Raw genomic sequence first — 12,583 nt, forward strand, 5'->3', positions numbered from 1 at the left:
CCCATGGTGGGCGGGTGCGGACTGTCCCGCGCGCCACCGGAGCGAACCATGTCTGTCGCCAAGATCATCGAGATCAACGCCTCGTCCAAGACCAGCGTCGAAGACGCCGTGCGCAGCGGCCTGAAGAAGGTCTCCGAGACGGTCAAAGGCATCCAGGGCGCCTGGATCAATGAAACCAAGGTGGTGACCGATGGCGAAGGCAACATCACCGAGTGGCGGGTGAACCTGCGCGTGACCTTCCTGGTCAGCTGATCGCCGCGGGCTCGGCTCCGGCGCCGGTCAGCGCGTGGCGACGATCCGGCGCTGCTCGTCCAGCGCGATCACCTTGTCCGCCCGTTCCGGCAGGGTGCGCAGGGCCTGGCGGCTGACCCGTTCGTAGTACTGCACGAACCGCTCCAACTGGGCGCGGCTCATGCTGCTGCGGTCGGGCTGGGCGGCCTGCAGGTTCTGCTCCTGCTGCCAGCGCCAGCGCGGGATCACCGAGAAATCCGGCGGCTGCAGGAACCACAGCCGGTCGCATCGCTGCCACAGCGCGGGGTACTGCTCGGCCAGTGCCTGATTGCACCAGCGCCGCCAGCGGCCATCCACATCGGCCTCGCGCTCGAGTGCATTGAGCGGTGGCTCCAATTCGGCCTCACCCTGCGCGGGCGTGCCAAGGAACCAGCCTTCGAACACCAGCAGGTCGAGGGGACCGTCGATGCGTGTCCAGTCTTTCTCCGGCAGGCGCTCGTCAGCGAGCTTGTCGAACCGGGGCAAGGCGACCGGCCCACCAGCGGCGACCGCGTCCAGCGTGGCATGGGCCAAGGCCAGATCGTGGGTGCCCGGCGGGCCGCGGGTCAGCAGCAGCGGGTGGACCTGCCGCGCCAGGCGTTGGCGCTGGGCACGGGTCAGGTAGACATCATCGATGGAAAGCATGGCCGCGCGCAGGCCGCGCGTTTCCGCCAGCGCCACGACCTGGGCGGCCAGCGTCGATTTGCCACTCCCCTGCAGGCCGCTGATCGCCAATACTGGGATGGCCGCACCGCAGCTCAATGCGTCATCCAGCGCCTGCGCGACCAGCGCATCCGGAAAACCTTTTGTCGGGGGCATGTACGCAGGTGCAGGCATGCAGCGACAATAAACCCAAACCGCGTGACAAGAAAACCGCCATGACCGATCTGTATGCCGAAGCGTTGTCCACCTTTGCCGGGCTGTTTGAAGAAGCCAAGGCGAGCCGGGAAGTCGAACCCAATGCGATGACCGTGGCCACGGCCGACCAGAACCGCCAGCCTTCGGCGCGCACAGTGCTGCTCAAGGCGTTCGACGAACGCGGTTTCGTGTTCTACACCCACCTGGACAGCCACAAGGGCCGTGAGCTGCAGGCCAATCCGCAGGCCGCGCTGCTGTTCCTGTGGCGCAGCCTGCGCGAGGCCGGCATCCAGGTGCGCATCGAAGGGCGGGTGGAGCAGGTCAGCGATGCCGAGGCTGATGCGTACTTCGCCTCGCGCCCGCGCATGAGCCAGATTGGCGCGTGGGCGTCGCTGCAATCGAAGACGCTGGCCTCACGCGAGGAGTTCGATGCACGCGTGGCGACCACCGAGGCCAGCTTCGACGGCCGCGATGTGCCGCGCCCGGACGGCTGGAGCGGCCTGCGCGTGGTGCCGCAGCGGATCGAGTTCTGGTACGGCGCGCAGTTCCGCCTGCACGAGCGCTGGTGCTATGAGGTCGGCGCCGATGGCCAGTGGAGCAAGCGGATGCTGTTCCCGTAATCACCCCGGCGTCGCCTCGCGCAGCCATCGCCACAGCGTGGTCCGCGAAACCCCCAGCTGTGCGCAGGCCTGCTCGCGGTTGCCGCCGCAGTCGGCCAGCAGTTGCTGTAGTGCGTCCGCATCCGGCCGCGCCGCCGTTGCAGCGGTGAGTGCCCCGGGTGGGGTGGTGGCTCGGCTCGCGGGCACGGTGTGCACTGCATGCAGCTCCGGCAGCCAGTGCAGCATCTGCGGCAACGACAGCTCACCCGGCTGCTGCTGCCAGTGGATGCGCAGCCGGTCCACCATGTTGCGAAGTTCACGCACATTGCCGGGCCACGGGTAGTCGCGCAGCCGCGCCAGTGCCTCGGCGGAGAGCGGGGCGTCCGTACCTGCGAGCTGCCGGAAGAAGTGGCTCACCAGCAAGGGGACATCCTCTCGCCGTTCGTGCAGCGTCGGCAGCGCGATGCGCAGTGCGGCCAGGCGGTAGTAAAGGTCACGGCGGAAGCGCTGCGCCTCCACCAGTGATTCCAGCGTCTGCAGCGTGGCGGCGACCACGCGTACGTCCACCGGCGTCGGCTCGGTGGCGCCCACGCGCAGCACTTCGCGCTCTTCCAGAACACGCAGCAACCGGGTCTGCAGCGGCAACGGCAGTTCGCCGATTTCATCCAGGAACAGGGTGCCGCCGTCGGCCGCTTCCACCAGGCCCACGCGACCGCCGCGGCGGGCCCCGGTGAACGCCCCTTCGTTGTAACCGAACAGCTCGGCTTCGAGCAGGGATTCGCTGATCGCCCCGCAGTTCAGCGCGACGAAGCGGCCACGCCGGCCGCTGGCGCTGTGCAGTTGCCGCGCCACCAGTTCCTTGCCGGTGCCGGTGGCGCCCGTGATCAGCACCGTGCTGTCGTAAGGCGCATACAGTGCGATGTGCTCGCGCACCTGCTGCATCGCGGCACTGTCGCCGAGCAGCGCATGGTCGGCATCGCGTCGCTTGGGCGGTGCCCGCCGCCGCAGCGAGGACGCACCGGAGCGGGCCAGGGTCTGGGTCAGCTCCAGCGCATGTTCGAAGGCCTGTCGTACCGAGTCGGCCGAGTACAGCAGCACGCCGGGCAGTCCGACCTGCTCGGCATGGTCGATCGCCATGCCGGTGCCGACGATGACCTCGATGCCATTGGCGCGCATGTCCGCGATGCAGTCGCGCGCGTCCTCGCGGGTGACGAAGCGGCGATGCTCGATGTCCAGCCCGAAGCTGTGCTGGAAACTGCCGAAGGTCGGCACATCGGTGGCATGGGTGACCAGGCCGATCCTGGGGGCGATCCGGCGTGCGCGCGCCAGCGCTTCCATCAGGTCGAAGCCGTTGGCCTGGATCGGGACCAGCGGCACCTCCAGCCGGCTGCGCAGGTAGGCCGCATTCGAGCCGCCGGCGATCACCACGTCGCAGTGTTCGCGGCGCAGGCGCTGGCCGATCACATCCACCGCCTCCTCGAAGCCGAGGTTGATGGGCACGATGCGGGCGCGGCGGTCGAACTCCGGGATCACATCGCCGAGCAGGCCGGTCAAGCGCGACACGCTGACCGTCCAGATCACCGGCAGCTGGCCGGCTTCCGGATCAGACAGGCGGGAGCGGTGGCGGGGCAGGCTGATCGACATGGGCGTGTTTCAGTGTTTCAGTTCCAGCCATGTTACAGGTGTTTCAATGTTTCAAGGTGAAACATCCTCGTCCCGGTGTTGAATCAATGAAATCAGTTACTTGCGAGCTGGCACGGCCCTTGCGCTTATCCACCGGTCAACCACGATGGAATGCCGCATGAGCACCCCTGTTTCCTCCGCTGGCGCCCGTTTCCGCGCCGCACTGGCCGCCGAATCCCCGTTGCAGGTGATCGGTGCAATCAACGCCAACCACGCGCTGCTGGCCAAGCGTGCCGGTTACCGGGCCATCTACCTGTCCGGCGGCGGCGTCGCGGCCGGCTCGCTGGGCCTGCCGGACCTGGGCATCAACACGCTGGAAGACGTGCTGATCGACGTGCGCCGCATCACCGATGTGTGCGACCTGCCGCTGATGGTGGACATCGACACCGGGTTCGGCCCGAGCGCGTTCAACATCGCGCGCACCGTCAAGTCGCTGATCAAGGCCGGCGCGGCTGCCTGCCATATCGAAGACCAGGTCGGCGCCAAGCGCTGCGGTCACCGGCCGGGCAAGGAGATCGTGTCGCAGGGGGAGATGGTGGACCGGGTCAAGGCCGCCGCCGATGCCAAGACCGATCCGGACTTCTTCCTGATCGCGCGCACCGATGCCATCCAGGTGGACGGTGTGGATGCCGCGATCGAGCGCGCCATCGCCTGCGTCGAGGCCGGTGCCGACGGCATCTTCGCCGAGGCCGCCTACGATCTGGACACCTATCGCCGTTTCGTCGATGCGGTGAAGGTGCCGGTGCTGGCCAACATCACCGAGTTCGGTGCCACGCCGCTGTTCAGCCGCGATGAACTGGCTTCGGCCGGCGTCGCCATCCATCTGTTCCCGCTGTCCGCGTTCCGTGCTGCCAACAAGGCGGCCGAGAACGTGTATGAGACCATTCGCCGCGAGGGCCACCAGCGTAATGTGGTGGAGGCGATGCAGACCCGCGAGGAACTTTACGACCGTATCGGTTACCACGCCTTCGAGCGGCAGCTCGATGCGTTGTTCGCCGCCAAGAAGTAAGACCGCACACTAGTTTTCTGGAGGGATCATGAGCGACACCACTACCGCCCCCGGCTTCAAGCCGAAGAAATCCGTCGCCCTGTCGGGCACCGCCGCCGGCAACACCGCGCTGTGCACCGTCGGCCGCAGCGGCAATGACCTGCACTACCGCGGGTATGACATCGCCGATCTGGCCAACACCAGCGAGTTCGAGGAAATCGCGCATCTGCTGGTTCACGGCAAACTGCCGACCCGCGCCGAGCTGGTGGCCTACAAGACCAAGCTGAAGTCGCTGCGGGGCATCCCGGCCGCGGTCAAGGCCGCGCTGGAAGAACTGCCGCCGTCGGCGCACCCGATGGACGTGATGCGCACCGGCGTCTCCGTGCTGGGCTGCGTGTCGCCGGAGAAGGATGACCACAACCATCCAGGCGCGCGCGACATCGCCGACAAGCTGATGGCCTGCCTGGGCTCGATGCTGCTGTACTGGTACCACTGGAGCCACAACGGTCGTGCGATCGACGTGGAGACCGACGATGACTCCATCGGTGGCCACTTCCTGCACCTGCTGCACGGTGAGAAGCCGCAGGATTCGTGGGTCAAGGCGATGCACACCTCGCTGATCCTGTACGCCGAGCACGAGTTCAACGCCTCCACCTTCGCCTGCCGTGTCATCGCCGGCACCGGCAGCGACATGTACAGTGCGATCACCGGCGGCATTGGTGCCCTGCGCGGTCCCAAGCATGGTGGCGCCAATGAAGTGGCCTTCGAAGTGCAGAAGCGCTACGACAGCCCGGATGATGCCGAGGCCGATATCAAGGCCCGCGTGGAGCGCAAGGAAGTCGTGATCGGTTTCGGCCACCCGGTCTATACCGTCAGCGACCCGCGCAACAACATCATCAAGGAGGTCGCGCGCGACCTGTCCGCCGAGCAGCAGAACGTCAAGATGTACGACATCGCCGAGCGTCTGGAATCGGTGATGTGGGACATCAAGAAGATGTTCCCGAACCTGGATTGGTTCAGCGCGGTCAGCTATCACATGATGGGCGTGCCGACGGCGATGTTCACCCCGCTGTTCGTAATCGCGCGTACCTCCGGTTGGAGCGCGCACATCATCGAACAGCGCATCGACGGCAAGATCATCCGCCCGAGTGCGAACTACACCGGCCCGGAAGACCAGGCCTTCGTGCCGATCGACCAGCGCAAGTAAGACCGACGTACCGCACCCGTTCGCGGGTGCTTTGCGGAACAGGCCGGCGCGATGCCGGTCTGCTCCGTTGCGGCGTCGCTACTCCTTCTTCGCCGGTGTCACGACGCCCCGGCCCGCCAACAAGCAGCTATCGCCAGCCATGAATACTCAGTACCGCAAGAACCTCCCCGGCACCGCGCTGGACTATTTCGATACCCGTGCCGCGGTCGATGCGATCCAGCCCGGTGCCTATGCCACGCTGCCGTATACCTCGCGCGTGCTGGCCGAAAACCTGGTGCGCCGCTGCGACCCGGCCACGCTGGAGGCCTCGCTGCGCCAGCTGATCGAGCGCCGCCAGGACCTGGATTTCCCGTGGTTCCCGGCGCGCGTGGTGTGCCATGACATTCTCGGCCAGACCGCCCTGGTCGATCTGGCCGGCCTGCGCGATGCCATCGCCGATGCCGGCGGTGACCCGGCGCAGATCAACCCGGTGGTGCCGACCCAGCTGATCGTGGATCACTCGCTGGCGGTGGAATTCCCGGGCTTCGACAAGGCCGCGTTCGAGAAGAACCGCGCCGTCGAAGACCGCCGCAATGAAGACCGGTTCCACTTCATCAACTGGACCAAGAAGGCGTTCAAGAACGTCGACGTGATTCCGCCAGGCAACGGGATCATGCATCAGATCAATCTGGAGAAAATGTCGCCGGTCGTGCAGGTGCGCGACGGGGTGGCCTTCCCCGATACCTGCGTGGGCACCGACAGCCACACCCCGCACGTGGACGCGCTGGGCGTGATCGCGATCGGCGTGGGCGGCCTGGAAGCGGAGAGCGTGATGCTCGGCCGTGCCTCGTGGATGCGCCTGCCCGACATCATCGGCGTGGAACTCACCGGTCGCCCGCAGCCGGGCATCACCTGCACCGACGTGGTGCTGGCGCTGACCGAGTTCCTGCGCAAGGAGCGCGTGGTCGGTGCGTGGATCGAGTTCTACGGCGAGGGCGCCAACGCGCTGACCATCGGCGACCGCGCCACCATTTCCAACATGACGCCGGAGTTCGGCGCCACCGCGGCGATGTTCTACATCGACCAGCAGACCCTGGATTACCTGCGCCTGACCGGCCGCGAGGACGACCAGGTCGCACTCGTGGAAACCTACGCCAAGGCCACCGGCCTGTGGGCCGATGATCTGGTCACCGCGCAGTACGAGCGCGTGCTGCAGTTCGACCTGTCCAGCGTGGTGCGCAACATGGCCGGCCCGTCGAACCCGCACAAGCGTGTGGCGACCACCGACCTGGCCGCGCGCGGCATCGCCGACGAAGGCAAGCTGGCCTCGGGCAAGCAGGAACAGGCCGATGGCCTGATGCCCGATGGCGCCGTGATCATCGCCGCGATCACCAGCTGCACCAACACCAGCAACCCGCGCAACGTCATCTCCGCCGCCTTGCTGGCCCGCAATTCCAACCGCGCCGGGCTGACCCGCAAGCCGTGGGTGAAAAGCTCGCTGGCGCCCGGTTCCAAGGCCGTGCAGCTGTACCTGGAAGAAGCCGGCCTGCTGACCGAACTGGAGCAGATGGGCTTTGGCATCGTGGCCTTCGCCTGCACCACCTGCAACGGCATGAGCGGCGCGCTGGACCCGAAGATCCAGCAGGAAGTGATCGACCGCGACCTGTATGCCACCGCCGTGCTTTCGGGCAACCGCAACTTCGACGGCCGCATCCATCCGTACGCCAAGCAGGCGTTTCTGGCCTCGCCGCCGCTGGTGGTGGCGTATGCGATCGCCGGTACGGTGCGCTTCGATATCGAAAAGGACGCGCTCGGCCACGATGCCGATGGCAACCCGATCACGCTGAAGGACCTGTGGCCGAGCGATGCCGAGATCGATGCGGTGGTCAAGGCCTGCGTCAAGCCGGAGCAGTTCCGCAAGGTCTACGACCCGATGTTCACTTTCAAGGTGGAACATGGCGCACCGATCAGCCCGCTGTACGACTGGCGCCCGCAGAGCACCTACATCCGTCGCCCGCCGTACTGGGAAGGCGCGCTGGCCGGTGCTCGCAGCCTGACCGGCATGCGCCCGCTGGCGGTGCTGGGCGACAACATCACGACAGACCATCTGTCGCCTTCCAACGCGATCATGGCCAGCAGCGCGGCCGGTGAGTACCTGGCCAAGATGGGCCTGCCCGAGGAAGACTTCAATTCCTATGCGACCCACCGTGGCGACCATCTCACCGCGCAGCGTGCGACGTTCGCCAACCCGAAGCTGATCAACGAAATGGCCGTGGTTGATGGCCAGGTCAAGCAGGGGTCGCTGGCGCGCGTGGAGCCGGAAGGCGAGGTCACCCGCATGTGGGAAGCGATCGAAACCTACATGGACCGCAAGCAGCCGCTGATCATCATCGCCGGTGCCGACTACGGCCAGGGCAGCTCGCGTGACTGGGCCGCCAAGGGCGTGCGCCTGGCCGGTGTGGAAGCGATCGCGGCCGAAGGCTTCGAGCGCATCCACCGCACCAACCTGATCGGCATGGGCGTGCTGCCGCTGGAGTTCAAGGAAGGCGTGAACCGCAAGACGCTGGGCATCGACGGCACCGAGACCTTCGACGTGCTCGGCGAGCGTGTGCCGCGTGCTGAGCTGACCCTGGTCATTCATCGCCGCAACGGTGAACAGCTGCGGGTGCCGGTCACCTGCCGCCTGGATACCGCTGAAGAGGTCTCGATCTACGAGGCGGGCGGCGTGCTGCAGCGGTTCGCCCAGGACTTCCTGGAATCGGCGCAGGTGATGTGACGGTATGCCAGGCCCGCCCGCGAGGTGCGGGCCTGGCGCGTCGCTGGCATGGGGCCATCGGCGCGTAGGTTCCACAATAACCGGGACAGGCGGCGACATGTTTTACACCGTGGCGGGCGCGATCAATACCGCCTTCATCCTGCTGAGCCTGGTGGGTGTGTGGGCCCAGCTGCGCAAGGTGTGGCAGCGCCGCGCGAGCGCGACGGCGGGCGCAGTCGCCACCGATATCCTGTCGCTCAACCAGTTCACGGTCGGTTTCCTCGCCTACCTGTCGTTCTTCGTCTACGGCTACAGCATCCAGCCGTTCAACCACTTCATCGTGTGGCCGCGCCTGCTTGCCTCGGTGCTTATGTTGCTGATCCTGAGAGAGATCTGGACGGACCGGCGCAGCCGCGCTGCGACCGCCAGCCTTGTCGTGGCGTGCGTGGCGCTGTTGTGCGCACTGCTGGGCCTGGTGTGGGGGCAGCGTCACGTGGATGAGGGCCGCGTGCTCGCATCGGCGATGATCGTGGCCGTTACCGCGCTGCTGGCCCAGGGCTATGCGCACCAGATCCTGCTGATCTGGCGCTCCGGCCGCACGGGCGCGGTGTCGCTGCGGATGAGCCAGCTGATCCTGCTGATGGACATCTCCACCATCGTGTTCGCCTTCGCCATGGGCCTGCGTCTGGGCTGGCCGTTGCTGCTGCTGGCCGTGGTCAGCGGGAGCACCAAGCTGATCATCCTGTGGCTGTTCCGCTGGGAGCGTCGTAGCGCGTTGGCCGAAACAGCGAAGCGGCGGGATGAACGAGGCGGAGTTGCGATCAATGAGATGTAGGTGCACACTTTTATGGCAAAAATTGCCAAAGAGGTCTGATCATGGCCACGATGAACATCTCGCTCACCGATCCGCTCAAGCAGTTTGTCGATGAGGAAGTCAGCCAGGGGGGGTACTCCAGTACGTCCGACTACGTGCGCGACCTGATCCGCCAGCGCCAGCGGCAAAAGGCCGAAGAGCTGCTGCGCAGGTTGATTGCGGAGGGCTTGGCGTCTGGCCCAAGTGCCCCGGTCACCTCGGCAACTTTCGAGCGGATGCGCCGTGACCTGGCAGAGCGGTTGGACCGTGAAGCGGATTGAGTGGCGGCCACGCGCGGAACAGGACGTGGCCGACGCTGCGCTCTGGTTCGCGCGTCAGGGAGGGTTGGCGCTGGGCGAACGGTTCATCGCGACGGTGGATGCCACACTGCTGCGGAACGCGGCATTTCCTGGGTCAGGGTCCGCTCGGCACGCTTGGGTCAGCGATGACCTGCCGGTCCCACTGCGATTCGTGATCTTGCCCATCTTTGATCGCTATTTGGTCTATTACCTTGACCTTCCGGACCGCGTTGACATCCTTCGCGTCTGGGATACCTCGCGCGGGCTCGATGCATTGATGGATCAGACGCCATCACCGTCCTCCGGTGCACGCAGCGCCATTCAAGCGGATGACGCATCCGCTCGTCCCCATCCATCCTGCACGGACATGATTTCATGACCCATCTCCCCCAGCTCCGCATCCCTGCCACCTACCTGCGCGGCGGCACCAGCAAGGGCGTGTTCTTCAAGCTGACCGATCTGCCTGCCGCGGCGCAGGTGCCGGGACCCGCCCGCGATGCGCTGCTGATGCGCGTGATCGGCTCGCCCGATCCGTATGCCAAACACACCGATGGCATGGGCGGCGCGACCTCCAGCACCAGCAAGTGCGTGATCATTTCCGCGCCGTCGGTGCCGGATCACGACGTGGACTACCTGTACGGCCAGGTCTCGATCGAGACCGCCTTCGTGGACTGGAGCGGCAACTGCGGCAACCTCAGCACCGCGGTCGGCCCGTTCGCGATCAGCAACGGACTGATTGACCCGGCCCGGATCCCGCACAACGGTTTGTGCACCGTGCGGATCTGGCAGGCCAATATCGGCAAGACCATCCTGGCGCATGTGCCGATCGTGGACGGCCAGGTGCAGGAGGATGGCGATTTCGAGTTGGACGGGGTGACCTTCCCGGCGGCGGAGATCCAGCTGGAGTTCCTCGACCCGTCCGATGATGGCGACGGCGAGGGCGGGTCGATGTTCCCGACCGGCAATCTGGTCGACACGCTCGACGTGCCCGGCGTGGGCAGCTTCCAGGTGACGATGATCACCGCCGGCATTCCCACCATCTTCCTCAACGCAGCCGACCTGGGCTACACCGGCACCGAACTGCAGCCGGCGATCAACGAGGACAAGGCCGCACTGGCCCGCTTCGAGGCGATCCGCGCGCACGGCGCGGTGCGCATGGGGCTGATCGAGACCATCGAGCAGGCCGCGACCCGCCAGCACACGCCGAAGGTCGCGTTCGTCGCCCCGGCGCAGGACTACGTGTCTTCCAGCGGCAAGCAGATCGCGGCCGGTGATATCGATCTGCACGCACGCGCGCTGTCCATGGGCAAGTTGCACCACGCGATGATGGGCACTGCCGCAGTCGCCATCGGCACTGCCGCCGCGATCCCGGGCACCCTGGTGAACCTGGCCGCCGGGGGCGGCGAGCGCGAATCGGTGAGCTTCGGTCATCCCTCCGGCACCTTGCGCGTGGGCGCGCAGGCGGCCCTCGTTGACGGTCAGTGGGCGGTCACCAAGGCCATCATGAGCCGCAGTGCCCGCGTGTTGATGGACGGTGCCGTACGGGTGCCCGCGACGACCTTGTAACACCCAACAGGAGAATCACGATGTCCGGTCATGACAGCCACAGCAACCAGCGCCCACCATGGGACACGGTCCTGACCGACATCGTCGATTACGTTCGCGACTATCAGGTCAGCTCGCCGCTGGCGTATACCACCGCGCGGCACTGCCTGATCGATACGCTGGGCTGCGGGCTGGCCGCGCTCTCGTTCCCGGCCTGCAGCAAGCTGCTCGGGCCGGTGGTGCCGGGCATGCGCGTGATCAACGGGGCACGCGTGCCCGGCACCCGGTTCGAGCTCGACCCGGTGCAGGCGGCCTTCAACATCGGCGCGATGATTCGCTGGCTGGATTTCAACGACACCTGGCTGGCGGCGGAGTGGGGGCACCCCTCCGACAATCTCGGCGGCATCCTCGCCACGGCCGATTGGCTCAGCCGCAATGCCGAGGCGCTGCGGCGCGCCCCGCTGACCATGCGTGATGTGCTCGCCGCGATGGTCAAGGCGCATGAGATCCAGGGCTGCCTGGCGCTGGAGAACGCCTTCAACCGGGTCGGGCTGGATCATGTGGTGCTGGTCAAGGTGGCCTCCACGGCGGTCGTGTCGCATATGCTCGGCCTGGATCGCGAGCGCATGCTCAATGCCGTGTCGCTGGCGTGGGTGGATGGGCAGTCGCTGCGCACGTACCGGCACGCGCCCAACACCGGCTCGCGCAAGAGCTGGGCGGCGGGCGACGCCACCAGCCGTGCGGTGCGCCTGTCGCTGATGGCCGCGGCCGGGGAGATGGGTTACCCCAGCGCGCTGACCGCGCCGACCTGGGGCTTCTATGATGTCTCCTTCGGCGGGCAGCCGTTCCGCTTCCAGCGGCCGTACGGCAGCTACGTGATGGAGAACGTGCTGTTCAAGATCAGCTATCCGGCCGAGTTCCATGGCCAGACCGCGGTCGAAGCGGCAATGGACGTGCATGCGCAGATGCGCGCCACCGGAAAACGCAGCGAGGACATCGCGCAGATCACCCTGCGCACCCAGCAGGCCTGCCTGCGCATCATCGACAAGCCCGGCCCGCTGCATAACCCGGCCGACCGCGACCACTGCGTGCAGTACATGGTGGCGATCGGGCTGATCTTCGGCCGGCTGGTCGCCGAGGACTATGAGGATGACGTCGCTGCCGATCCGCGCATCGATCCGCTGCGGGCGAAGATCACCTGCGTGGAAGACCCGCAGTTCACCGCCGACTACCTGGACCCGGACAAGCGCAGCATCGCCAACGCGCTGCACGTCACCTTCTCTGACGGCAGCACGGTGGACGCAGTGGTCGAGTACCCGCTGGGCCACGCCCGGCGCCGGGCCGAGGGCATCCCGCTGCTGGAGGACAAGTTCCGCCGGCACCTGGCCGGGGTGTTCCCGACCGTGCAGCAGCGCCAGATCCTCGAGGCCTCGCTGGACCCGGTCGCGCTGGAGGCAATGCCCGTCCACGAGTACGTGGACCTCTACCTCGCCACGTAGAGCCGACCGTTGGTCGGCTGCCGTCCGCCGCGCACCTGCCCGCCCACC

At 66.7% G+C, this 12,583-nt stretch carries 12 protein-coding genes; 10 read left to right on the forward strand and 2 right to left on the reverse strand.

What is annotated here, in order from left to right:
* The first annotated feature begins 48 nt into the window (after nt 1–48).
* Nucleotides 49–252 carry a dodecin family protein gene (locus tag POS15_RS01955; RefSeq protein WP_019186071.1) on the forward strand — a complete coding sequence of 68 codons (204 nt, stop codon included), beginning with the start codon at nt 49–51 and terminating at the stop codon, nt 250–252.
* 27 nt (nt 253–279) lie between these two features.
* On the opposite strand, the gene POS15_RS01960 is transcribed toward POS15_RS01955, so the two are convergent.
* Nucleotides 280–1,107 (reverse strand): D-glycerate 3-kinase, encoded by an 828-nt coding sequence (locus POS15_RS01960; protein ID WP_019186072.1) that lies wholly within the window; start codon nt 1,105–1,107, stop codon nt 280–282.
* 41 nt (nt 1,108–1,148) lie between these two features.
* Between POS15_RS01960 and pdxH the strand changes: the two genes are divergently transcribed.
* Complete coding sequence (pdxH, locus tag POS15_RS01965) at nt 1,149–1,748, forward strand: pyridoxamine 5'-phosphate oxidase (protein ID WP_046272701.1); 600 nt, start codon at nt 1,149–1,151, stop codon at nt 1,746–1,748.
* Here pdxH and prpR read toward each other — a convergent pair whose 3' ends face one another.
* Nucleotides 1,749–3,371 (reverse strand): propionate catabolism operon regulatory protein PrpR, encoded by a 1,623-nt coding sequence (gene prpR, locus POS15_RS01970; protein WP_284128874.1) that lies wholly within the window; start codon nt 3,369–3,371, stop codon nt 1,749–1,751.
* 157 nt (nt 3,372–3,528) lie between these two features.
* On the opposite strand from prpR, the gene prpB reads away from it, so the two are divergent.
* The 8 genes from prpB (at nt 3,529) to POS15_RS02010 (ending at nt 12,535) form a co-directional block, all read left to right on the forward strand.
* Nucleotides 3,529–4,419 (forward strand): methylisocitrate lyase, encoded by an 891-nt coding sequence (prpB, locus tag POS15_RS01975; protein ID WP_284128875.1) that lies wholly within the window; start codon nt 3,529–3,531, stop codon nt 4,417–4,419.
* 28 nt (nt 4,420–4,447) lie between these two features.
* Entirely contained in the window at nt 4,448–5,605 is a 1,158-nt protein-coding gene (gene prpC, locus POS15_RS01980; RefSeq protein ID WP_123730477.1) for a 2-methylcitrate synthase, read from the forward strand.
* Nucleotides 5,606–5,744: 139 nt separating this feature from the next.
* Complete coding sequence (gene acnD / locus POS15_RS01985) at nt 5,745–8,360, forward strand: Fe/S-dependent 2-methylisocitrate dehydratase AcnD (RefSeq protein ID WP_284128876.1); 2,616 nt, start codon at nt 5,745–5,747, stop codon at nt 8,358–8,360.
* Nucleotides 8,361–8,457: 97 nt separating this feature from the next.
* Nucleotides 8,458–9,174, forward strand: coding sequence for a hypothetical protein (locus tag POS15_RS01990; RefSeq protein ID WP_284128877.1), 717 nt, complete (start codon nt 8,458–8,460; stop codon nt 9,172–9,174).
* 41 nt (nt 9,175–9,215) lie between these two features.
* Nucleotides 9,216–9,473: a type II toxin-antitoxin system ParD family antitoxin gene (locus POS15_RS01995; protein WP_019186079.1), complete on the forward strand. Its 258-nt coding sequence runs from the start codon at nt 9,216–9,218 to the stop codon at nt 9,471–9,473.
* Nucleotides 9,436–9,870 carry a type II toxin-antitoxin system RelE/ParE family toxin gene (locus tag POS15_RS02000; RefSeq protein ID WP_284128878.1) on the forward strand — a complete coding sequence of 145 codons (435 nt, stop codon included), beginning with the start codon at nt 9,436–9,438 and terminating at the stop codon, nt 9,868–9,870. The genes POS15_RS01995 and POS15_RS02000 overlap by 38 nt, the downstream gene beginning before the upstream one ends.
* Nucleotides 9,867–11,057: a 2-methylaconitate cis-trans isomerase PrpF gene (prpF, locus tag POS15_RS02005; protein WP_284128879.1), complete on the forward strand. Its 1,191-nt coding sequence runs from the start codon at nt 9,867–9,869 to the stop codon at nt 11,055–11,057. Before POS15_RS02000 ends, prpF begins: the two co-directional genes overlap by 4 nt.
* Before the next feature lie 20 nt (nt 11,058–11,077).
* Nucleotides 11,078–12,535, forward strand: coding sequence for a bifunctional 2-methylcitrate dehydratase/aconitate hydratase (locus POS15_RS02010; protein WP_046272707.1), 1,458 nt, complete (start codon nt 11,078–11,080; stop codon nt 12,533–12,535).
* Nucleotides 12,536–12,583: the final 48 nt, after the last annotated feature.

The sequence above is a fragment of the Stenotrophomonas sp. BIO128-Bstrain genome (assembly GCF_030128875.1).
In the GTDB taxonomy this organism is placed as follows: domain Bacteria; phylum Pseudomonadota; class Gammaproteobacteria; order Xanthomonadales; family Xanthomonadaceae; genus Stenotrophomonas; species Stenotrophomonas bentonitica_A.